General features: G+C 67.3%; 22 protein-coding genes and 1 tRNA gene. 11 read left to right on the top strand and 12 right to left on the bottom strand.

Features of this window, described 5'->3' with window-relative positions:
* The first annotated feature begins 173 nt into the window (after window positions 1-173).
* Window positions 174-914, top strand: coding sequence for an SIMPL domain-containing protein (locus HWX08_RS15100; protein ID WP_069257341.1), 741 nt, complete (start codon window positions 174-176; stop codon window positions 912-914).
* A gap of 110 nt (window positions 915-1,024) precedes the next feature.
* On the opposite strand, the gene lgt is transcribed toward HWX08_RS15100, so the two are convergent.
* Together lgt and HWX08_RS15090 are read right to left on the bottom strand one after the other, a co-directional pair.
* Window positions 1,025-1,915: a prolipoprotein diacylglyceryl transferase gene (gene lgt, locus HWX08_RS15095; protein ID WP_069257342.1), complete on the bottom strand. Its 891-nt coding sequence runs from the start codon at window positions 1,913-1,915 to the stop codon at window positions 1,025-1,027.
* Between the two features lie 89 nt (window positions 1,916-2,004).
* Window positions 2,005-2,919 carry a LysR family transcriptional regulator gene (locus HWX08_RS15090; RefSeq protein ID WP_069257343.1) on the bottom strand — a complete coding sequence of 305 codons (915 nt, stop codon included), beginning with the start codon at window positions 2,917-2,919 and terminating at the stop codon, window positions 2,005-2,007.
* A 134-nt stretch (window positions 2,920-3,053) separates the two neighbouring features.
* On the opposite strand from HWX08_RS15090, the gene ilvD reads away from it, so the two are divergent.
* Window positions 3,054-4,727, top strand: a complete 1,674-nt coding sequence (ilvD, locus tag HWX08_RS15085; RefSeq protein ID WP_069257344.1) for a dihydroxy-acid dehydratase — start codon at window positions 3,054-3,056, stop codon at window positions 4,725-4,727.
* 127 nt (window positions 4,728-4,854) lie between these two features.
* On the top strand, window positions 4,855-5,181 hold the full coding sequence (locus HWX08_RS15080) for a c-type cytochrome (protein WP_174920575.1): 327 nt from the start codon (window positions 4,855-4,857) through the stop codon (window positions 5,179-5,181).
* 141 nt (window positions 5,182-5,322) lie between these two features.
* On the opposite strand, the gene HWX08_RS15075 is transcribed toward HWX08_RS15080, so the two are convergent.
* Genes HWX08_RS15075 through HWX08_RS15065 form a run of 3 tightly spaced genes read right to left on the bottom strand, consistent with a single transcriptional unit; the run spans window position 5,323 to window position 8,083 of the window.
* Complete coding sequence (locus HWX08_RS15075; RefSeq protein ID WP_069257346.1) at window positions 5,323-6,090, bottom strand: DUF2486 family protein; 768 nt, start codon at window positions 6,088-6,090, stop codon at window positions 5,323-5,325.
* Between the two features lie 30 nt (window positions 6,091-6,120).
* Complete coding sequence (locus HWX08_RS15070; RefSeq protein ID WP_069257347.1) at window positions 6,121-6,537, bottom strand: DNA polymerase III subunit chi; 417 nt, start codon at window positions 6,535-6,537, stop codon at window positions 6,121-6,123.
* Window positions 6,538-6,571: 34 nt separating this feature from the next.
* A complete protein-coding gene (locus HWX08_RS15065; RefSeq protein ID WP_069257348.1) occupies window positions 6,572-8,083 on the bottom strand; it encodes a leucyl aminopeptidase in 1,512 nt (503 codons plus the stop codon).
* A 122-nt stretch (window positions 8,084-8,205) separates the two neighbouring features.
* On the opposite strand from HWX08_RS15065, the gene lptF reads away from it, so the two are divergent.
* Genes lptF through HWX08_RS15050 form a run of 3 tightly spaced genes read left to right on the top strand, consistent with a single transcriptional unit; the run spans window position 8,206 to window position 10,860 of the window.
* Window positions 8,206-9,297 carry an LPS export ABC transporter permease LptF gene (lptF, locus tag HWX08_RS15060; protein ID WP_069257349.1) on the top strand — a complete coding sequence of 364 codons (1,092 nt, stop codon included), beginning with the start codon at window positions 8,206-8,208 and terminating at the stop codon, window positions 9,295-9,297.
* A 3-nt stretch (window positions 9,298-9,300) separates the two neighbouring features.
* Window positions 9,301-10,449 (top strand): LPS export ABC transporter permease LptG, encoded by a 1,149-nt coding sequence (gene lptG / locus HWX08_RS15055; RefSeq protein ID WP_069257350.1) that lies wholly within the window; start codon window positions 9,301-9,303, stop codon window positions 10,447-10,449.
* A 27-nt stretch (window positions 10,450-10,476) separates the two neighbouring features.
* Window positions 10,477-10,860 carry a sirohydrochlorin chelatase gene (locus tag HWX08_RS15050; protein ID WP_174920576.1) on the top strand — a complete coding sequence of 128 codons (384 nt, stop codon included), beginning with the start codon at window positions 10,477-10,479 and terminating at the stop codon, window positions 10,858-10,860.
* An 81-nt stretch (window positions 10,861-10,941) separates the two neighbouring features.
* Here the strand turns inward: HWX08_RS15050 and cobA are convergent, their stop codons facing one another.
* From cobA to HWX08_RS15020, 6 genes are all read right to left on the bottom strand, one after another.
* A complete protein-coding gene (gene cobA, locus HWX08_RS15045) occupies window positions 10,942-11,691 on the bottom strand; it encodes a uroporphyrinogen-III C-methyltransferase (protein ID WP_174920577.1) in 750 nt (249 codons plus the stop codon).
* Window positions 11,692-11,761: 70 nt separating this feature from the next.
* Window positions 11,762-13,078: a sulfate adenylyltransferase subunit 1 gene (locus HWX08_RS15040; protein ID WP_107313237.1), complete on the bottom strand. Its 1,317-nt coding sequence runs from the start codon at window positions 13,076-13,078 to the stop codon at window positions 11,762-11,764.
* A 22-nt stretch (window positions 13,079-13,100) separates the two neighbouring features.
* Window positions 13,101-14,063, bottom strand: a complete 963-nt coding sequence (gene cysD / locus HWX08_RS15035) for a sulfate adenylyltransferase subunit CysD (RefSeq protein ID WP_069257354.1) — start codon at window positions 14,061-14,063, stop codon at window positions 13,101-13,103.
* A gap of 75 nt (window positions 14,064-14,138) precedes the next feature.
* On the bottom strand, window positions 14,139-14,891 hold the full coding sequence (locus HWX08_RS15030) for a phosphoadenylyl-sulfate reductase (RefSeq protein WP_174920578.1): 753 nt from the start codon (window positions 14,889-14,891) through the stop codon (window positions 14,139-14,141).
* The gene (locus HWX08_RS15025; protein WP_069257356.1) at window positions 14,888-15,445 is read right to left on the bottom strand and encodes a DUF934 domain-containing protein; all 558 of its coding nucleotides are present in this window, start codon (window positions 15,443-15,445) and stop codon (window positions 14,888-14,890) included. Before HWX08_RS15025 ends, HWX08_RS15030 begins: the two co-directional genes overlap by 4 nt.
* A gap of 25 nt (window positions 15,446-15,470) precedes the next feature.
* Window positions 15,471-17,150: a nitrite/sulfite reductase gene (locus HWX08_RS15020; protein WP_069257357.1), complete on the bottom strand. Its 1,680-nt coding sequence runs from the start codon at window positions 17,148-17,150 to the stop codon at window positions 15,471-15,473.
* A 216-nt stretch (window positions 17,151-17,366) separates the two neighbouring features.
* Between HWX08_RS15020 and HWX08_RS15015 the strand changes: the two genes are divergently transcribed.
* From HWX08_RS15015 to HWX08_RS15000, 4 genes are all read left to right on the top strand, one after another.
* Window positions 17,367-18,308 carry a CysB family HTH-type transcriptional regulator gene (locus HWX08_RS15015; protein ID WP_014896306.1) on the top strand — a complete coding sequence of 314 codons (942 nt, stop codon included), beginning with the start codon at window positions 17,367-17,369 and terminating at the stop codon, window positions 18,306-18,308.
* 64 nt (window positions 18,309-18,372) lie between these two features.
* A complete protein-coding gene (locus HWX08_RS15010) occupies window positions 18,373-19,530 on the top strand; it encodes an ABC transporter substrate-binding protein (protein ID WP_174920579.1) in 1,158 nt (385 codons plus the stop codon).
* A gap of 96 nt (window positions 19,531-19,626) precedes the next feature.
* A tRNA-Leu gene (locus HWX08_RS15005) sits at window positions 19,627-19,711 on the top strand.
* 146 nt (window positions 19,712-19,857) lie between these two features.
* On the top strand, window positions 19,858-20,028 hold the full coding sequence (locus tag HWX08_RS15000; protein WP_167375371.1) for a hypothetical protein: 171 nt from the start codon (window positions 19,858-19,860) through the stop codon (window positions 20,026-20,028).
* Window positions 20,029-20,055: 27 nt separating this feature from the next.
* On the opposite strand, the gene HWX08_RS14995 is transcribed toward HWX08_RS15000, so the two are convergent.
* The gene (locus HWX08_RS14995; protein WP_174920580.1) at window positions 20,056-20,958 is read right to left on the bottom strand and encodes a LysR family transcriptional regulator; all 903 of its coding nucleotides are present in this window, start codon (window positions 20,956-20,958) and stop codon (window positions 20,056-20,058) included.
* 117 nt (window positions 20,959-21,075) lie between these two features.
* Between HWX08_RS14995 and HWX08_RS14990 the strand changes: the two genes are divergently transcribed.
* Window positions 21,076-21,813 (top strand): SDR family oxidoreductase, encoded by a 738-nt coding sequence (locus tag HWX08_RS14990; RefSeq protein WP_174920581.1) that lies wholly within the window; start codon window positions 21,076-21,078, stop codon window positions 21,811-21,813.
* Window positions 21,814-21,916 lie beyond the last annotated feature (103 nt).

Below are 21,916 nucleotides of genomic sequence, written 5' to 3'. Positions count from 1 at the left end.
CAAAGGTCAAATCTGGTCAGTACGCCCCATCGCCGTGGAACTCGCGGCCCATTCGCGCGGCCTAAGCAACCGCTGTCGGCCGATCGGGCCGGCTGTCGTTCTTTTCGTCGCGCGGGTCGCCCGCGTCGTGTACGCGCGATCCGCGTGCACGCCCTCGCACAAGGAGTCCAACAATGACCAAGAAATCCGCACTCGCGCTGTCGCTCGCCCTTGCCGCCGCCGTGCCCGTCGCGCTGACGCTCGCGTCGCCCGCCGCGCACGCGCAGGCCGCGAATCCGCACTTTCCGGAGCCGGCGGGCGTGCTGTCGCTGTCGTCGCAAGCCAGCGCCGACGTGCCGCAGGACATCATCCACATCACGCTGTTCTACGAACAGCAAGCCAAGGATCCGGGCAGCCTCACCGCACAGCTGAACCAGCGCGCCGATGCCGCGCTGTCGCAGGCGAAGGGCGTATCGGGCGTCACCGCGCACACGGGCGCGTTCTCCGTCTATCCGAGCACCGATCGCGACGGCAAGATCTCCGCATGGCGCGGCCGCACCGAGGTTGCGCTCGAATCGCGCGATTTCGCCGCGGCGTCGAAGCTCGCAGGCCAGCTGTCGAATCTGATGCAGGTCGCGAACGTCGAGTTCTCGCTGTCGCCCGAAGCCCAGCGTGCGGCCGAACAAAAGCTCACGACCGAAGCGATCAAGTCGTTCCGCGCCCGCGCCGACGAAGCCGCGAAGGCATTCGGTTACAGCAGCTACACGATCCGCGACGTGAACGTCGGCAGCGGCCGCAACGTGCAGCCGTACACGCGCATGATGGCGATGGCCGCGGCGCCGATGGACAGCGCCAAGATGAGCGCACCGATCGCGGTCGAAGGCGGCAAGGCCACCGTGTCGGTCACCGTCAACGGCTCCGTGCAGATGAAGTAACGCACGTCCCGCAGCAGTCCGAAATGAAAACGCCGGCCCGAGGGCCGGCGTTTTTTTATCGACTGCAGGTTGCCGATGCACGCGCCGATCGCGCGTGCATCGGCATCGCATCATGCAGCGGCGTTCGCCGTGCGGCGGCGATACGCCCAGACCATCAGCGCGACACCCGCGAGGATCATCGGCAGCGACAGCCACTGCCCCATCGACAGACCGAGCGCGAGCAGGCCGAGGAAGTCGTCGGGCTCGCGTGCGAATTCGACCGTGAAGCGCGCGAGACCGTAGCCGATCAGGAACAGCGCGGACACGGCGCCCATCGGCCGTGACTTGCGCGCGAAGAAGAACAGCGCGAAGAACAGCACGATGCCCTCGAGCGCGATTTCATAGAGCTGCGAAGGATGGCGCGGCAGCATCTGGTATTGCATGAACACGTCGGCGAGATGCCACTTCTCGACGAGTTCCGGATGCTTCGGCAGCCACGCCGCATCGTCGCGCATCGCGCCCGGGAACAGCATCGCCCACGGTGCCGTCGGGTCCGTCACGCGGCCCCACAGCTCGCCGTTGATGAAGTTGCCGAGTCGGCCGGCTGCGAGGCCCGTCGGCACCATCGGTGCGACGAAATCGGTGACCTGCAGCCAGTGGCGCTTGCGCTGCCATGCGAACAGCACCATCGCGAGCGTCACGCCGAGAAAGCCGCCGTGGAACGACATGCCGCCTTCCCACACCTTGAACACGTCGAGCGGATGCGAGAAGTAGAAATCGGCCTTGTAGAACAGCACGTAGCCGAGCCGGCCGCCGAGCACGGTGCCGAGCACGCCGTAGAACATCATGTCGTCGATGTCCTTCGCGGTCCAGCCCTGCGCGGCCACATGCGGCAGCTTCAGGCGGATCCGGCCGACGACGATCGCCGCGATGAAGCCGACGAGATACATGAGCCCGTACCAGCGCACGGCCAGCGGCCCGAGATGGATCGCAACGGGGTCGAAATTCGGGTGAATGATCATGGGTTAGCGAAGAAGTTTTCGAATGCGGTACGGCCGTCGCACACGCGCCGCACCGCGCGTTGGACGGCACCGGCGCGGCATCGTTCACGTCACGTGCCGAGCGCCTGCTCGCGCACGATGTCGATGAAGCCGGCCAGCACGGGGCTCACGTCGCCGGTGCGCCACACGAGGCCCGTCTCGACGACCGGCGCATGACCCGCGAGCGGCCGGTAGACCACGCCGGTGCGCCGCAGGTTACGCAGCGATTGCGGCACCAGTGCGACGCCCATGCCGGCCGACACGAGGCTGACGATCGTCTGCATCTGGATCGCCTCCTGGCCGATGCGCGGAGTTTCCCCCGCCGCGCCGTAGCAGCCCGTAATGATGTCATAAAAGCCGGGCGCCAAACGACGCGGAAAAATCACGAGCGGCAACGCGGCGACCTCGGCGAGATGAACGGGCTCGTCGTCGGGCGCGTCGCTCGCCGCCGCCGGCATCGCCACCACCAGCGGTTCGCGCACGACGGGCAGGTACGACAGCGCGGCCGCGTGGCGCGGCGGCACCGGCGGAATGACGAGCCCCGCGTCGCTGCGGCCGGCGACGATATCGTCGATCTGCACGTCGCTCGTCGCCTCGGTGAGCCGCAGCCGCACCTGCGGATAGCGCGCGCCGAACGCCCGCAGCAGCGCAGGCAGCAGCCCGTAATCGGCGGTCGACACGAACGACAGCGACAGCGAGCCGGCCTCGCCGCGCGCGAGCCGTCCCGCGAGCGGCGGCAACGCATCGGCCAGCTCGAGCAGCCGGCGCACGTCGGGCAACAGCGCCGCGCCGACCGCCGTCAGCGCCACCGAACGCTTGGTGCGCACGAACAGCGCGACGCCGAGCGTGTCCTCGAGCGCGCGGATCGCCTGCGACAGCGGCGGCTGCGTCATCGACAGGCGCTCGGCCGCGCGGCCGAAATGGCGCTCGTCTGCGACGGTCGTGAAATAGCGCCATTGGCGCAGGTCGGGCGTCGGATCGGCCATGCAGTTCTCATTCGGAAAACGACTTAATAAGCGACAAATAATATATTGGACATCCCAATCCGGAAACGCCATTCTTGAACGATCCGAACCGGCGCGCCGTTCCCGGCGTCGCCCAGACAACGATGGAGTCCCCCATGGCTTACAACCGCCGCTCGCAGCACATCACGCAAGGCGTGGCCCGTTCGCCGAACCGCTCGATGTATTACGCACTGGGCTACCGGAAGGACGATTTCGACAATCCGATGATCGGCATCGCGAACGGCCATTCGACGATCACGCCGTGCAATTCCGGCCTGCAGCGCCTGTCCGACGCGGCGGTGGCGGCCGTGAAGGCGGCCGGTGCGAACCCGCAGATCTTCGGCACGCCGACGATTTCGGACGGCATGTCGATGGGCACGGAAGGGATGAAGTATTCGCTGGTGTCGCGCGAAGTGATCGCCGACTGCATCGAGACCTGCGTGCAGGGGCAGTGGATGGACGGCGTGGTGGTGGTCGGCGGCTGCGACAAGAACATGCCCGGCGGCATGATCGCGCTCGCGCGCCTGAACGTGCCGGGCATCTACGTGTACGGCGGCACGATCCGCCCCGGCAACTGGAAAGGCCGGGATCTGACGATCGTGTCGTCGTTCGAGGCGGTCGGCGAATTCACCGCGGGGCGGATGTCGCAGGAGGATTTCGAAGGGATCGAGCAGAACGCCTGCCCGACGTCGGGCTCGTGCGGCGGGATGTATACCGCGAACACGATGAGTTCGTCGTTCGAGGCGCTCGGCATGTCGCTGCTGTATTCGTCGACGATGGCGAACCCCGACCAGGAGAAGGTCGATTCGGCCGCCGAATCGGCGCGCGTGCTGGTCGAAGCCGTGAAACGCGACCTGAAGCCGCGCGACATCATCACGAAGGAATCGATCGAGAACGCGGTGTCGGTGATCATGGCGACCGGCGGCTCCACGAACGCGGTGCTGCACTATCTCGCGATCGCGCACGCGGCCGAGGTCGACTGGACGATCGACGATTTCGAGCGCATCCGCCGGCGTGTGCCGGTGATCTGCGACCTGAAGCCGTCGGGGAAGTACGTCGCGACCGACCTGCATCGGGCCGGCGGGATTCCGCAGGTGATGAAGATCCTGCTCGACGCCGGGCTGCTGCACGGCGACTGCATGACGATCACCGGCCGCAAGATCGCCGACGAGCTGAAGGACGTGCCGGGTGTGCCGCGCGCGGACCAGGACGTGATCTTCCCGATCGACCGCGCGCTGTACAAGGAGGGCCACCTGGCCATTCTGAAGGGCAATCTCGCGGAAGACGGCGCGGTCGCGAAGATCACCGGCCTGAAGAACCCGGTGATCACGGGCCCCGCACGCGTGTTCGACGACGAGCAGAGCGCGATGGACGCGATTCTCGGCGACCGGATCCGCGCAGGCGACATCCTCGTGCTGCGCTATCTCGGCCCGAAGGGCGGCCCCGGCATGCCGGAAATGCTCGCGCCGACGTCCGCGATCATCGGCAAGGGACTCGGCGAATCGGTCGGCTTCATCACGGACGGCCGCTTCTCGGGCGGCACCTGGGGCATGGTGGTCGGCCACGTCGCGCCCGAAGCGTTCGTCGGCGGCACGATCGCACTCGTGCAGGAAGGCGACTCGATCACGATCGACGCGCACCGGCTGCTGCTGCAGTTGAACGTCGACGACGCGGAACTCGCGCGCCGTCGCGCCGCCTGGCAACCGCCGGCGCCGCGCTACACGCGCGGCGTGCTCGCGAAATTCGCGGCGCTCGCGCGGCCCGCGAACCAGGGCGCCGTCACGGGTTGACGCGGGCGCGCCGAATCATGCGCCACCGGCAAACATGGCCGCCGGGGGAACGCGCAAAACGTGCGTTCCCTTTGCTTTTATAATGCGCGGACCATGAAGCCGGCCGTCCCCGCCGGCGGAGAACCGCATGAAACACACGATATTGCGCGTCCTGCTCGCCGCGCTGCTGATCGGCAGCGCGGCGGCGGCGCGCGCCGACCACGCCGACGGGCTCGCGCTCGCGCAGCGCAAGAACTGCATGGCCTGCCACGCGATCGGCAAGCCGCTGATGGGCCCGTCGTTCCACGACATCGCCGGCAAGTATGCGGCGCGCGTCGACGCCGTCGACTACCTTGCCCAATCGATCGTGAAAGGCAGCGTCGGCGTATGGGGCAGCGTGCCGATGCCCGCCAATACGCAATTGACGAACGCCGAAGCGCACACGCTCGCGCAATGGGTGCTGTCGGTACGCTGAGGCGAGTGCCCCCGGGCGGACGGAAAGAGTCGCTACCGCCGTGCCGGTTTCCGCCGACAGGCAACCTTGACCCTGGCCAACCGGCACTTCGCCGGTCCTTGTTAGAACCGCGCCCCGTTTTTCATCGGAACGACCGCACGCTCAACCGGAATGACCGGCTCGGCGGCGTGCAATCTCTTCGTCGACCGCGTCGCGAACCCAATCCATGACCTCGGTTTCGAGCGCCAGCGCCACCTCACGCGTGATCTGGCCGACCAGCCAGGCCGAATGTTCGTGCAGCGCGTCGCGGCAGCGAGCCTCGATCGCGTCGCGCCCTTCCCCGGTCAGATAATTCGTCAGTCGATTGCGCAGACGCTCGGCGACGTGCTGCGCATCTTCCGGCGTCAGCCCGGCTGCCGCCGGTGCGTCCGGCTGCGGCGGCACGGCTGCCGGAACGAGGGCCGCCGACACGTGCGCTTCATGCGGATGCGCGGCCGCCTCGTGCGCGATCTCGGCGAACGCGTGCTGCCGCCCATCGTCGCCGGCCAGCGACGAGCGCAGCGGCGCACGCATCGCCGCCGAATCTTCGGCGACCACATGCTCCGCTGCACCCGGTTCTGCCGGCGCATCGGTCTCGCCCGTCGACGCCGCGGCAGCCGTTGCGACGTCGCCCGGCACTTCGACGGCCGGCACGTACGGCGTCGGCACGGGCTCGACCACGACGGAATCGGGTTCGAACCCGCTTTGCATCGAATCGCCCGGCGCCGCGGTCGCGGCATGCGGCGGTGCGATCACGTCGGTGAGCACTGGAATCGCCGCGCCGGCCGGCGACTGCGGCGTGTGGGGCGCAGGCGCGCGCGCCGGCACCGGCTTGCCCGGCACCAGCACGTCGGTCAGTGTCGGGATCGAGGATGAATCGGCTTCTGTCACGGGAACACTCCACTGCGCCGGCGGTTGCGGCTAGCTGCCCTGCTTGTAGTTGTTCAGCGCGTAGCCGCGGTCGCGGTAGAACCGGTAGCGGTCGCGGCCCGCGGCCAACTCGTCCGGCGCATTGCCGACCACTTCGAGCAGGCGCTCGAAGCGGGCGAACTGCGCGGGCACGGCCGCGCCGAGGTTCAGCAGCACATGATGATGCGGTGCACGATCGAGATCCGCGGCCAGCACGATCGGCGTGTCGGCGGCATGCTCGCTGTCGACACCGCAATGCGGGATGAAATCGAGCGGCGAGAACGTCCAGAGCCGCTCGTCGAGCGCGCGCAGGCGCGCGGGCTCGGCGAGCACGACGACGGGCTGCCCGGCCTGGTAGGCCTTGCGCAGCAGCCGGCACGCGTACGCGAGCGAATCGCCGACGTTCGAGTGGAAATCGATCCGCGTCATTGCCCGCGCACCCGCAGCGTCGTCGACACCGCCATCACTGGCCGGCGCGGTCGATCAGGAACTGCGCGAGCAGCGGCACCGGACGGCCCGTCGCGCCCTTCGCGGCACCACCCTTCCATGCGGTGCCCGCGATGTCGAGGTGGGCCCACGGATAGCTGTCGGTGAAGCGCGACAGGAAGCACGCGGCCGTCACGGCGCCGGCCGGGCGCCCGCCGATGTTCGCGAGATCCGCGAAATTCGACTTCAACTGATCCTGGTACTCGTCGTCGAGCGGCATGCGCCAGGCCGGGTCGTTCGCCTCGCGCGACGCGTCGAGCAGTTCGCCCGCGAGCGCGTCGTTCGTCGAGAACAGGCCGCTGTTGTGGCCGCCCAGCGCGATCACGCACGCGCCCGTCAGCGTCGCCACGTCGATCACCGCGGCCGGCTTGAAGCGCTCGGCGTACGTGAGCGCGTCGCACAGGATCAGACGGCCTTCGGCGTCGGTGTTCAGCACCTCGATCGTCAGGCCCTTCATGCTGGTAACGATGTCGCCCGGCTTCGTCGCATTGCCGCCCGGCATGTTCTCGCAGGTCGGCACGATCGCGACGACGTTGATCTTCAGGCCCATTTCGGCGACCGCCCGGATCGTGCCGAGCACGGAACCGGCGCCGCACATGTCGTACTTCATCTCGTCCATGCCTTCGCCCGGCTTCAGCGAGATGCCGCCGGTGTCGAACGTAATGCCCTTGCCGACCAGCACGACCGGCGCGGCCTTCGCGGCGGCGCCCTGGTAGTGCAGCACGATGAACTGCGGCGGCTCGACCGACGCGCGCGCGACCGACAGGAACGAGCCCATCTTCAGCGCCTGGATCTGCTTGAGCCCGAGCACTTCCGCCTTCAGGCCCCAATCCTTCGCGATCTTCTTCGCGGTGTTGCCGAGGTAGGTCGGCGTGCAGACGTTGCCCGGCAGGTTGCCGAGGTCGCGGGTGAGATCCATCCCGTTCGCGAGCGCGACGGCCTGCTTGACCGCGACCTTCGCGGCCTTGTCGTCGGACGGATCGACGCTGAACACGACGCGCTTGAGCGTGTGCGACGCCGGTTCCGGCTTGCTCTTCATCTGCGTGAAGCGGTAGGTCTCGTTGCGGAGCGCGAGAATCGCCGCGCGCACGCCCCAGTCGGAGCTGCGCTCGTCGACCGGCAGCTGCGCGAGCGTGAACGTGACCTGGACGACCTTGGTCGCCAGCAGCGCGCGCCAGGCGGCCGTCACCGCATCGTTGTAGGCTTTCTGATTGAAAGCATCCTGCTTGCCGAGGCCGACGAGCAGCACGCGCGACGCGCCGATGCCCGATACTTCGTGCAGGAACAGCGTCTTGCCGCGCTTGCCGTCCATGTCGCCGGCCTTCACCACGCGCGAAATCAGCCCCTTGGTGGCCGTGTCGATGTCGAGCGCCGCGCCCGAGAGGGTTTGCGCCTCGAAAATGCCGAGCACGATGCAGTCGGACTTCCCGGTCAGGAACCCCTTGGCCTCGCCTTTGCTCCAATCACAGCCTTTTATGCTAAAGTCCATCGCGCTTGTCCTCGGATAAAATCTGGGCTAAGGATGAAAGCCGCAATTATCCGCTATTTTTCCCGTGGCGGCGCGAGCGCTCCACCACGCGTGCGCCGCCTCCCGCCCTCTTCTCATCAAGAATGATCTTCGAACGCTCCCTCCAGCGCGAGCTTGCGTATACGGCTGGCGCCGTGTTCATGGTGCTGCTCACGATCATGCTCACGACGATGATGATCCGCATCGTCGGCTATGCCGCGTCCGGTGAAATCGATCCGCGGGACGTCCTCGTGCTGATCGGCCTCACCGTGATCGGCTACCTCGCCGTGATGCTCGTCGTCACGCTGTTCGTGTCGATCCTGTTCGTGCTGACCCGGTGGTACCGGGATTCCGAAATGGTCGTGTGGCTCGCGTCGGGCGTGAGCCTCACGCGCCTCATCAAGCCGATCGGCGTGTTCGCCACGCCGATCGTGCTGCTGATCGCGTTCTTCGCGTTCGTCGGCTGGCCGTGGTCGAACCAGCAAAGCAAGATGATCAAGGCACGCTTCCAGCAGCGCGACGAAATCTCGCTGCTCGCGCCGGGCCAGTTCCGCGAGTCGGCGTCGAACCACCGCGTGTTCTTCATCGAGAAGATGACGCCGGACCAGAGCAAGGTGCAGAACGTGTTCGTGACCTCGACCGAGAACGGCAAGGTCAACGTGGTCGTGTCGCAGACGGGGCACACCGAAACGCGCGACGGCAGCCGCTTTGTCGTGCTCGAAGACGGCCGCCGCTACGACGGCACGCCCGGCCAGCCGAACTTCAAGATCATGGAGTTCGAGCGCTACGGCGTGAAGATCACGAGCACGCCGGTCACCAACGTGCAGACCACCAACAGCACGCCGACACCCGACCTGCTGCGCAACCCGACGAAGGACAACCTCGCGGAATTCGCGTGGCGCGCGGGGCTGCCGCTGATCGCGATCAACCTGATGGTGCTCGGCATTCCGCTGTCGTACCAGAACCCGCGCCGCAGCCGCACGATCAACCTCGTGATGGCCGTGCTGATCTACCTCACGTACTCGAACCTGCTGAACGTCGTGCAGTCGCAGATCGAGCAGGGCAAGATGTCGTTCGGCGTCGGGCTCGTGGGCCTGCACCTGATCGTCGCGGCGATCGTCGCGTTCATCTTCTGGTTGCGCGTGCGCAATCGTCCGCTGTTTACACGCGCGCTGTTCGGCCGCTCGGGAGCATGATCGATGCGGCTCTATGAAAAATACTTCGCGCGGCAGATCTACGTCACGTTCGTCTTCATCCTGTTCGCGTTCTCGGGCCTGTTCTTCTTCTTCGACCTGATCAGCGAACTGAACTCGGTCGGGCACGGCAACTACAAGTTCGGCTATGCGGTACTGCGCGTGGCGCTGCAGACGCCGTCGCGCTTCTACGAAATCATCCCGGTCGCCGCGCTGATCAGCGCGATCTACGTGTTCGCGCAAATGGCCGCGAACTCGGAATTCACGATCTTTCGCGTATCGGGCCTCGCGACCAACCAGGCGCTGCGCTCGCTGCTGAAGATCGGCGTGCCGCTCGTGATCGTCACCTATCTGATCGGCGAATTTGTCGGCCCGTACGCCGACCAGCTGTCCGAACGCGTGCGGCTGCAGGCGCTCGGCGCGTCGGTGTCGTCGAACTTCCAGTCGGGCGTGTGGGTGAAGGACACGCTCGCGGCGCGCGAAAACGGCGAGCAGGTCACGCGTTTCGTGAACGTCGGCAGCCTGTCGCCCGACTCGACGATCAGCAACGTGCGCATCTACGAATTCGATTCGAAATTCCAGCTGCGCAACGTGCGCATCGCGCAGACGGGCCGCTACGAGCCGCCCGGCCACTGGCTGCTGAAGGGCGTCACCGAGACCGAACTGACGCCGATCAAGCCGATCAGCGGCCAGCCGGCCGACGCGCTGAACCCCGTCTACCGGTCGCAGCAGGTGTCGCTGCCCGAATACCGGCTGCGTTCGGACCTGACGCCGCAGATCCTGTCGGTGCTGCTCGTGTCGCCGGAACGCATGTCGATCATCAACCTGTTCCGCTACATCCAGCACTTGCGCGAGAACCAGCAGGACACGCAGCGCTACGACATCGCGCTGTGGCGCAAGCTGCTGTATCCGTTCGCGGTGTTCGTGATGCTCGTGCTGTCGCTGCCGTTCGCGTACCTGCATACGCGTGCGGGCGTGGTCGGCGTGAAGGTGTTCGGCGGCATCATGCTCGGCATGAGCTTCCAGCTCCTCAATACGCTGTTCTCGCACATCGGTACGCTGAACACGTGGCCCGCGCCGCTCACCGCGGCGACCCCGGGCCTGATCTATCTCGCGCTCGGCCTGTTTGCACTCAAGTGGGTCGACCGGCACTGAGCGCCGCGTCACGACGGAGGCTTCGACATGCATTCGCACGGCATCGTCCTGTTCGGCCACGGCGCCCGTGACCCGCGCTGGGCCGAGCCGTTCGAGCGGCTCGCCTCGCGGCTGCGCGGCGCCGGCTCCCCTGCGGCCCACGTGTCGCTCGCGTTCCTCGAACTGATGACGCCGTCGCTCGCTGACGCCGTCGCAGCGCAGGTCGCGGCCGGCTGCGCGCGCATCACCGTGGTGCCCGTGTTCTTCGGCCAGGGCGGCCATGTCCGCCGCGACCTGCCGCAACTCGTCGACGCATGCCGCGCCGCGCATCCGGGCGTCGAGATCCGCTGCGCGACGGCCGTCGGCGAAGACGACGGCGTGCTCGACGCGATTGCACGCTACTGCATCGACCAGCTCGGCGACGACGCGTAAGCCACGCGATCGCGGCCCACAAAGAAAAAGCGCCGGCTTCCGCCAGCGCTTTTTTCGTTTCGGACGCCGGCAGGCGCCCGCTCAGGCCGCATTCCGCAGCGTATCGCCCGCTTTCGCCTGCCCGGCGCGCTCGGCGAACGCGTCGCCGATCATCAGCAGGCTCGGCTCCGCGGGATCGAGCCACGCCTGTGCGTCGCCTGCCGCCATCTGCGCGAGCGTCAGCGTCAGCGTGCGCTCGCGCGCGGTGCTGCACGCCTCGACGATCGCCACGGCGGTGGCCGGCGCGCGGCCTGCGTCGATCAGTTCCTGCGCGATGCCGGGCGCGCTGTCGCGGCCCATGTAGTAGACGATCGAGTCGGCGCGCGCGGCCTCGCGGATCTCGTCGCTGCCGGGTGCGCGGCTGTGCGTCGCGAACGCGACGCTGCGCGACACGCCGCGCAACGTCAGCGAACGCTTCAGCGTCGCGGCGCCGGCCAGCGCCGCGGTGATGCCCGGCACGACCTCGTAGTCGATGCCGGCCGCTTCGAGCACGCGCATTTCCTCTTCGGCGCGACCGAACAGCATCGGGTCGCCGCCCTTCAACCGCACCACGCACGCGTACTCGCGCGCCGCATCGACGATCTGCTTGTTGATGAAGTGCTGCGCGGTCGAGCGCTGCCCGCAGCGCTTGCCGACCGCGATCCGGCGCGCATTCGGCGCGTAGTCGAGCATCGCGGGCTCGACGAGCGCGTCGTGCAGCACGACGTCCGCCTGCTCGAGCAGCCGCGCGCCGCGCACCGTGATGAGGTCGGCCGCGCCCGGCCCTGCTCCGATCAGATACACCTTGCCCATGTTTGTCGCTTCGCCTTCCAGCGGGCGTCGGCTCCGGCCCGCGCCGCCGCGAAGCGGCGCGGTTGCCCGGTTACGCCGAGAACGCCCGGATCATCCCTGCGGCGACCGTATGATGCGTCGCCTCGTCGATCAGCACGAACGCACCGGTACCCGGGTGCGCGTCGTACGTGTCGCACACGATCGGCTTCTGCAGCGTCAGCGCGACGCGGCCGATGTCGTTCATCTTCAGTTCCTGGCGGTCGGTCGCGTGCGACAGCGTGTGCACGTCGAGCACCTGCTTCACGCCGCCGATCTTCGCGAACACCGTGCTCGTGGTCTGCTTCAGCAAGTACTTGCGCTGCGGCGACAGCGGCGTCTCGTCGAACCAGCACAGATCGGCTTCGAGCTTCTTCGCCGGCTCGACCGGCTCGCCGGACGTGACGAACATGTCGCCGCGCGACACGTCGACGTCTTCCGCGAGGCGGACCGTCACGGTCTGGCCCGCGAACGCGTGCTCGACCGACGCGGTGCCGCCCGGCACCGGCGCGATGATCTCGGCGACCGTCGCCGTGCGGTTCGACGGCAGCACGACGATTGCGTCGCCGACCTTCACTTCGCCCGACTCGATCCGGCCCATGTAGCCGCGGAAATCGTCGGCCGAGCTGCCGTCCTGGCGCGCGACCCACTGCACCGGGAAGCGCAGCGCGTCGTGCGCCTGCGTCTCGACCGGCAGCGATTCGAGCACGTCGAGCAGCGGCTCGCCCGCATACCACGGCATGCGCTCGCTCGCGCCGACGATGTTGTCGCCCTTCAGCGCCGACACCGGCACGAAGCGCACGTCGGTCAGGCCGAGCTGCTTCGCGAGCGTGACGTACGCATCGCGGATCTCGTTGAAGCGCGCTTCGCTGTAGTCGACGAGGTCCATCTTGTTGATCGCGACGATCACGTGCTGCAGCGCGAGCAGCTTGACGATCGCGCTGTGGCGCTTGGTCTGCGGCAGCAGGTCGGCAACGCCGTTCTCGACCGTCACGCGCGTCGCGTCGATCAGGATGATCGCCGCGTGCGCGGTCGATGCGCCCGTCACCATGTTGCGCGTGTACTGCTCGTGGCCCGGCGTATCGGCGATGATGAACTTGCGCTTCGCGGTCGCGAAGTAGCGGTACGCGACGTCGATCGTGATGCCCTGCTCGCGCTCGGCTTCGAGGCCGTCGGTCAGCAGCGCGAGGTCGAGCTCGTCGCCGACCGTGCGCTTGTTCTTCGCGCGCGACAGCGCGGACAGCTGGTCGGACAGCACGGCCTTGCTGTCGTACAGCAGGCGGCCGATCAGCGTGCTCTTGCCGTCGTCGACGCTGCCCGCGGTGATGAAGCGCAACACGCCGAGGTCTTCGGTGTTCTCGATGATGCTCATGATGTGAATGTCCTCGTGTGCTTCAGAAATAACCTTGCTTCTTGCGCTGTTCCATCGCGGCTTCGGATGCCTGGTCGTCCATCCGGGTCGCGCCGCGCTCGGTGATCTCGGTCACCGCCGTCTCGGCGATGATCTTCTCGACGTCGTCCGCGTCGCTTTCGACCGGGCACGTGCAGGAAATGTCGCCGACCGTGCGGAAGCGTACCTGTGCAAGTTCGCTCGTCTCGCCGTCACGCATCGGCGTGAGCGGCGTGACGGGCACCAGCAGCCCGTTGCGGCGCACGATCTCGCGCTGGTGCGCGTAGTAGATCGACGGCAGTTCGAGGTTCTCGCGCGCGATGTACTGCCACACGTCGAGTTCGGTCCAGTTCGAGATCGGGAACACGCGCAGGTGCTCGCCCTTGTGCAGGCGCGCGTTGTACAGGCTCCACAGTTCCGGGCGCTGCGCCTTCGGGTCCCACTGGCCGAATTCGTCGCGGAACGAGAAGATCCGCTCCTTCGCACGCGCCTTCTCTTCGTCGCGGCGCGCGCCGCCGATCAACGCCGTGTAGCCGTGCTGCTCGATCGTCTCGAGCAGCGTGACGGCCTGCGCGGCATTGCGCGAATCGGTTTCGCGGCGCAGCACGACCGTGCCGCGCTTGATCGAATCCTCGACGTGGCCGACCACCAGCTCGGCGCCGAGTTCTTTCGCACGGCGATCGCGGAAGTCGATCACTTCTTCGTAGTTGTGGCCCGTGTCGATGTGCACGAGCGGGAACGGCAGCGTCGTCTTGCGGTTCGCGCCGAGGCCGAACGCCTTCAGCGCCAGATGCAGCACGACGACCGAATCCTTGCCGCCCGAGAACAACAGCGCCGGCTTGCTGCATTCGGCGACCAGTTCACGCAGGATGTGGATCGACTCGGCTTCGAGCCAGTCGAGGTGGCCCATGCGGCTGTCGGCGCCGGTGGGCGGGGCAAAGGCGGATTGCTCGAGCGTCGTGCTCATGATTTCAGTCCTTCTCTTCTGGGTTCGTGCCGCCCGCTGTCGCAGGCGGCGCAATATTCAGTTTCTTGTCGGCTTTCAGTGCGCGGCGCCGGCTTCGGCATTCGCGGGAATCGGCGTGATCGTCGTGATGTGCAGCCCGCATTCCTTCGTGTCGCGCGACTCCCACCACCAGCGGCCCGCGCGGCTGTCCTCGCCGGGGCGGATCGCTCGCGTGCACGGCTCGCAGCCGATGCTCGGGTAGCCGCGCGCATGCAGCGGATTCACCGGCACGTCAAACGCGTTAAGGTACGCCCACACGTCGCTTTCCGTCCAGTCGGCGAGCGGGTTGTACTTCGCGATCCCGCGCGCTTCGTCCTGCTCTTCCTCGTGCAGCTCGGCACGCGTGACCGACTGCTCGCGGCGCTGGCCCGTGACCCACGCGCCGACGTCGGCGAGCGCGCGGTTCAGCGGCTCGACCTTGCGGATGTGGCAGCACGACTTGCGCAGCTCGACGCTCTCGTAGAACGCGTTCAGGCCGTGCTCGGCGACGTACCGGTCGACCGCGTCCTGCTGCGGATGAAACTGCTCGATCTCGTAGCCGTAGCGTTCGCGCACGCGGTCGATCATGCCGAGCGTTTCCGCGTGCAGGCGGCCCGTGTTCAGCGAGAAGATGCCGATCCGCACGCCCTTCGACAGAATCGCGTGCGTCAGCAGCATGTCTTCGGCCGCGAGGCTGCTTGCGAACTTCACCTTGTCGTGACGGGCGCCGATCTGCGCGAGCAGCGCGTCGAGGCGCTCGACCTTCGCGGCGAGCTCCGGCGTCAGCGTGGTGGCGGTCGCGGTGCTCATGCGCCCACCTTTGCTTCGGACGTCGCTACGTCGGCCGACGCGGCACGGCGGCGGAACAGCGGTTCCGGCTGGTCGAACGCGCCCTGATAACGCTGCGTGAATTCCGTGAACGCGTTCAGCGCGTCGTGGATGTCCTTGTCGGCGCGCACCGCGAACGCGTCGAAACCGCAACGCGACATGTACAGCAACTGGTCGCGCAGCACGTCGCCGATCGCGCGCAGCTCGCCCGTCCAGCCGTGGCGCTCGCGCAGCAGGCGCGCGATGCTGTAGCCGCGGCCGTCCGCGAAGCGCGGGAAGTCGACCGCGATCAGCGCGATCGCGCCGAAGTCGGCCACGAGATCGGCCGGTTCGCTGTCCGGCGCGAGCCACACGCCGAGCTCGTCCTTCGTCTTCGCGGCGACGAGCGCCGCGCGCTCGGCCTGCCACAACGCGAACGGCACCAGCACCTTGCCGGCCGGCAACGCGTCGACCGCGGGCAGCGCACCGTCTTCCGCCGCGCGCACGACCTGCCATGCATCGTCGATCACTGCACGGTTCTTGATAATCGAAGCCATCTGCTAGTTCCTTCTACCCGGTTGGTTACGCGTTCACCGTCTGGCGCGCCGCATACACGCGCTCCTTGAACGGCGCGATGCCGATGCGATCGTACGTGTCGACGAAGCGCTCGCCGTCGACGCGCGATTCGACGAACGTGTCGATCAGCTTCGCGATCACGTCGGGCACCTCTTCCGCCGAGAACGACGGCCCGATCACGCGGCCGAGGCGCGCGCCGTTGCGGCCCGTGCCCTGCTCGCCGCCGAGCGACACCTGGTACCACTCGGCGCCGTCCTTGTCGACGCCGAGGATGCCGATGTTGCCGACGTGGTGGTGACCGCACGAGTTCATGCAACCGGAAATGTTCAGCGACAGGTCGCCGAGATCGTACACATAGTCGAGATCGTCGAAACGCTGCTGGATCGCCAGCGCGATCGGGATCGACTTCGCGTTCGCGAGCGAGCAGAAGTCGCCGCCCGGGCACGCGATGATGTCGGTCAGCAGGCCGATGTTCGGCGTCGCGAAACCGGCCGCCTTCGCCTTTTCCCACAACGCGTACAGGTCGCGCTTCTTCACGTTCGCGAGAATCAGGTTCTGCTCGTGCGACACGCGCAGCTCGCCGAACGAATACGCGTCGGCCCAGTCGGCCACCAGGTCCATCTGCTGGTCGGTCGCGTCACCCGGGGCGACGCGGTGATCCTTCAGCGACAGCGTGACGGCCGCGTAGCCGGCCACCTTGTGAGGCGCGACGTTGCGCTCGACCCAGCGCGCGAACGCCTTGTTCTCGAGCAGGTGCTGTTCGAACGATGCGTCGGTGTCGGCCAGCTTTTCGTAGACGGGCGGCTGGAAGTACTGCGACACGCGATCGACTTCCGCCTGCGTGAGCGTCGACGGGCCGTCCTTCAGGTGCTGCCACTCTTCCTCGACCTGCTGCGCGAACTTCGCGGGCGACAGCGCCTTCACGAGAATCTTGATGCGCGCCTTGTACAGGTTGTCGCGGCGGCCGTACCGGTTGTACACGCGCAGCACGGCTTCGCAGTAGGTGAGCAGGTGCTGCCACGGCAGGTCTTCCTTGATCACCGCGCCGATGATCGGCGTACGGCCGAGGCCGCCGCCCGCGAGGATGCTCGCGACCACCTCGCCCTGCGCGTTCTTCTTCAGGTACACGCCGAGGTCGTGGATCTGCACGGCCGCACGGTCGTCCTTCGAGCCCGACACCGCGATCTTGAACTTGCGCGGCAGCCATGCGAATTCGGGATGGAACGTCGACCACTGGCGCAGGATTTCCGACCACGGACGCGGATCGATCTCTTCGTCCTGGGCCACGCCGGCGAACTGGTCGGCCGTGATGTTGCGGATGCAGTTGCCCGACGTCTGGATGCCGTGCATCTGCACCGACGCGAGCTTCGCGAGGATCTCGGGCGTCTCTTCGAGCTTGATCCAGTTGAACTGGATGTTCGAGCGGGTCGAGAAGTGGCCGTAGCCGCGGTCGTGTTCGCGGGCGATGCGCGCCAGCATCCGGAGCTGGTCGCTGCGCAGGTTGCCGTACGGAATCGCGATGCGGTGCATGTACGCGTGGCGCTGCATGTACAGGCCGTTCTGCAGGCGCAGCGGGCGGAACTCGTCTTCGCTCAACTCGCCCGACAGCCGGCGGCGCACCTGATCGCGGTACTGCGCGACACGCTCGTCGACGATCGTCTGGTCGTATTGGTCGTACTGATACATTCGGGGACCCCAGGGTTTTCGTGGTGACCGCGCGACGTCCTAGCCACGTCGCGCCCGAATCTCCGTTCCGCCGCGTCACACCCGCCATCCGCGGCCGGGTGGATTGCTAATGACGAAAACAGATATCCATATTTGAAAAACTCCGGTGAATCGTAATAAACTCGCCTTATATTTCAAACGACTAAAAAATTCTGTTGATATGCGGAAGGGTTATAAATGAACCTGCACCAATTTCGCTTCGTGCGCGAGGCCGTCCGGCAGAATTTCAATCTCACCGAAGCCGCCAAGGCGCTCTACACGTCGCAACCGGGGGTGTCGAAGGCGATCATCGAGCTCGAGGACGAGCTGGGCGTCGAGATCTTCACGCGGCACGGCAAGCGCGTGCGCTCGCTCACCGAGCCGGGCAGGATCATCCTCGCGTCGGTCGAGCGGATTCTTCAGGAGGTTGAAAGCCTTAAAAGGGTCGGAAAAGATTACGCGGCGCAGGATCAGGGCAACCTGACCATCGCGGCGACCCACACCCAGGCCCGCTACTCGCTGCCCGCCGCGATCGCCGAATTCAAGAAGCGCTTCCCGAAGGTGCATCTGTCGATCCTGCAGGGCAGCCCGACGCAGGTGGCCGAGATGGTGATCCACGACCAGGCCGATCTCGCGATCGCGACCGAGGCGATCTCCGACTACAAGGAACTCGTGTCGCTGCCCTGCTTCCAGTGGCACCACGCAGCCGTCGTGCCGGCCGATCACCCGCTGCTCGAACGCAAGCCGGTCACGCTCGACGATCTCGCGCAGTACCCGCTGATCACGTACGACGACGCGTTCGCGGGCCGCAAGAAGATCAACCACGCGTTCGCGCTGCGCGGGCTGTCGCCGGACATCGTGCTCGAGGCGATCGACGCCGACGTGATCAAGACCTACGTCGAACTCGGCCTCGGCGTCGGGATCATGGCCGACATCGCGTTCAATCCGGAGCGCGACCGCAACCTGCGGCTGATCCCGGTCGGCCACCTGTTCGGCAGCAACGTGACGCGGGTCGCGCTCAAGCAGGGCGCCTATCTGCGCAGCTATGTGTATACGCTGGTCGAACTGCTGTCGCCGACGCTGAACCGCAAGCTGATCGAACAGGCGCTCAAGGGCGAATCCGAATCGTACGAGCTTTGACCTGCAGGTATAAACACAGGGGCGCATATCGCGCCCCTTTTTGCTGCCCGACGGAGATTCCCGCATGACGCTTCCCGCCCTGTTGCGCCGCGCCGCCGGCGCCGCCCTCGTGCTGGCCTGCGCGGCCGCGCACGCCGACCTGAAAGTCGGCGTCGACCTGTCGTCGACCGGCCCCGCCGCCGCGATCGGCATCACGAGCAAGAACGCGATCCTGATGTGGCCGAAGACGATCGCCGGGCAGCCCGTGCAGGTGACGGTGCTCGACGATGCGTCCGACCCGGGCACCGCGGTGCGCAACATCCGCAAGCTGGTGGACGAGGATCACGTCGACGTCGTGGTCGGGCCGAACATCACGCCGGCCGCGCTCGCGGCGCTCGACGCGGTGGCCGCCGGGCAAACGCCGATGATCACGCTGGTCGGCTCCGGCGCGATCGTCGAGCCGCAGGAAGGCGCGCGGACCTGGGCGTTCAAGATGGCGCAGAGCGACCGCGCGATGGCCGACGTGATGACGCGCTACATGGCCAACCACGGCGTGAAGACGGTCGGCTTCATCGGTTTCGCGGACAGCTACGGCGACAGCTGGCTGAACGAGTTCACGCGCTTCGCGGAGCTGCGCAAGATCCGCGTCGTCGCGACCGAGCGCTTCAACCGCACCGATGCGAGCGTCACGGGCCAGGCGCTGAAGCTGATCGCCGCGAAACCCGACGCGATCCTGATTGCCGGCTCGGGCACGCCGGCCGTGCTGCCGCAGCGCACGCTGATCGAACGCGGCTACAAGGGCCCGGTCTACCAGACGCACGGGATCGCGACGCCGGAATTCATCAAGCTCGGCGGCAAGGACGTCGACGGGACGCTGTTCCCGACGCAGCCGGTGGTCGTGGCGCGCACGCTGCCGGCCGACCATCCGGCCCGCAAGGCGGCGCTCGCGTTCGTCGACGCGTACGAGGCGAAGTACGGCGCCGGCACGGTCACGCAGTTCGCGGGCGATGCGGCGGGCGTCTACCCGCGCCTCGCCGACGCGGTCGGCCGTGCGCTGAAGACCGCGCAGCCCGGCACGCCGGCGTTCCGTGCGGCGCTGCGCCGCGAGCTCGAACGCGCGCACGAACTCGTCGTGCCGAACGGCGTCGTCAATACGAGCGACAAGGATCACGTCGGGCTCGACCAGCGCGCGAGCGTAATGGGGGTCGTCAAGCAGGGCCGGTTCGCCTACCTGAGCCAGTAACGCGCGCGGCCGGCATCCGGGCAGCTTGCCCAGCGCCGCGATTTCGGACATAATCCGCGTTTCGCCGCGCACGACCGCATGCGCGGCCACGAACAAGCCCAGGTGGTGAAATTGGTAGACGCAGGGGACTCAAAATCCCCCGCCGCAAGGCGTGCCGGTTCGATTCCGGCCCTGGGCACCAGCATGCTCGCAGCGTAAAGCGCTGCGCCTTCCGAAACCCGCGCAAGCTCGCCGCTTCGCGGGTTTTTGTTTTTCCGCCCGCACTGCAACGCGTGCCCTGGCGCAGCAGTCCAACCGTCATGAGAAGGCACGGCTCGGAGGCACGCCATGTCCATCCGCATGCGTTCATTCCGGCTCTGGCGCCGCGGACTCGCCGTGGCGCTGGCGCTGCTCTTGCTGGGCGGATGCGACGTCCTGACCGCGCCGCCCGTCCCCGACTGGCCGGGCCCGCACGCACCCTATCCGTTCCCGGACAACATCCCGCATCGCACCGAGTGAATCGCCGACACGGCCGGCCGCCCCGGCTCAGCCCGTCAGCTCCCGCACGAAATCGAGAAACACGCGCACCTTCGCGGAAACAAGTTGGGACGCGTGGTGATACGCGTAGAGCGGAAACGTCTCGTCCGTCCATTCCGGCAACAGCAGCACCAGCCGCCCGTCGGCGAGGATGTCGCGCGCATAGAGTTCCAGCAGCTGCGCGATCCCCGCGCCGGCAACGCACGCACCGAGCAGCATGCCCGTATCGTTGACCATCAGCCGGCCGGCGGCGTCGAACGGCACCACCTCGTTGCCGCGATGGAATTCCCATTCGAACGGGCGCCCCGTCACCGGGTCGCGGATCAGCACGCAGCGATGCCCGTCCGCGAGATCCCGCGGATGCCTCGGCTCGCCGTGACGCGCGACATAGGCCGCCGACGCGCAGGTGAGCACGCGCGTTTGCAGCAGCAGCCGCGCACGATACGACGACGGTTCCGGAACGCCGAACCGCACGGCCACGTCGAAGCCGTCGGCGACGAGGTCGCCCATCCGGTCGCGCACGCTCACCTCGACGGACAGCTCGGGAAAGCGGTCGAGAAACTCCGCCAGCCTCGGCGCCAGCACGTAGTGGCCGAAGGTCGCGTCGACGTTGACGCGCAGCCGCCCTCTGACACGCGCCTTCGACTGGCCGGCATCGATCGCCGCGTCCTCGATGCCGGCCAGCAGCGGCGCGACCGCTTCATAGAAGCGCCGGCCTTCATCGGTCAGCGTGATCGCGCGCGCCGTCCGGTTGAAGATCCGGATGCCGACGCGCTCCTCCAGCCGGGCGACGGCCCGACTCACCGCCGGCTGCGTCAACCCCATCGCCTCGCCGGCACGCGCGAAGGTGCCCGCCTCGATCACCGCGGAGAGCACGCCGATACCGCTCAAAAGCCTGCTGTCGAATGCCATGAGACATACTTTTCGTCATTCTTGATCTGATCATTATTCATTATTTTTATTGATCGAGACAGCCTACATTTGTCCTGTCGCCGGATCGCCCGGCACTCACGAATCAAGGAGCAGGACATGAGCACATCGGAACGGGTCGCCGTCGTCACGGGTTCGTCGCGCGGCATCGGCGCGGAAATCGCCCGCCGTCTGGCGCGCGACGGATTCAAGGTCGTCGTGAACTATGCCGGCGGCGCCGGCCCGGCGAAGGCCGTGGTCGACGCGATCGCCGCCGACGGCGGCACGGCCGTCGCGATCCAGGCGGACGTCGCCGAGCCGGCGGCCGTGGCCGCCCTGTTCGATGCGGCCGAGCAGGCGTTCGGCCGTATCGACGTGGTCGTCAACAGCGCGGGCGTGATGAAGCTCGCGCCCCTCGCCGAATTCGACGACGCCGCCTTCGACCAGACCGTCGCGATCAACCTGAAGGGCGCCTTCAACGTCAGCCGCGAGGCGGCGAAGCGCGTGCGCGACGGCGGCCGCATCGTCAACCTGACATCGAGCGTTATCGGCATGCGGCTACCGACCTACGGCGTGTACATCGCGACCAAGGCCGCGGTCGAGGGCATGACGCAGGTGCTCGCGCAGGAAATGCGCGGCCGCGGCATCAGCGTGAACGCGGTCGCACCGGGGCCGGTGGCCACCGAGCTGTTCCTGCAGGGCAAGAGCGCCGAACTCGTCGACCGGATGGCGAAGCTGAACCCGCTCGAGCGCCTCGGCCAGCCCGCGGACATCGCCAGCGTCGTCGCGTTCCTCGCCGGCCCCGACGGTGCATGGGTCAACGGCCAGATCCTGCGCGCCAACGGCGGCATGTGCTGAGCCACCGCCTGCGACGCCCCCTCTTCCGCCGCGAGATGGGCAGGAGCATCGGCCTCGCCGACCTGCTCGCGGCCCGCGTCGGCGGCCGATCCGCGATGCGCCG

This window comes from Burkholderia metallica, from assembly GCF_902832845.1.
Lineage (GTDB): Bacteria > Pseudomonadota > Gammaproteobacteria > Burkholderiales > Burkholderiaceae > Burkholderia > Burkholderia metallica.
The sequence above is the reverse complement of the archived record's forward strand: the minus strand, read 5'-3'. Positions and strand labels throughout refer to the sequence as shown.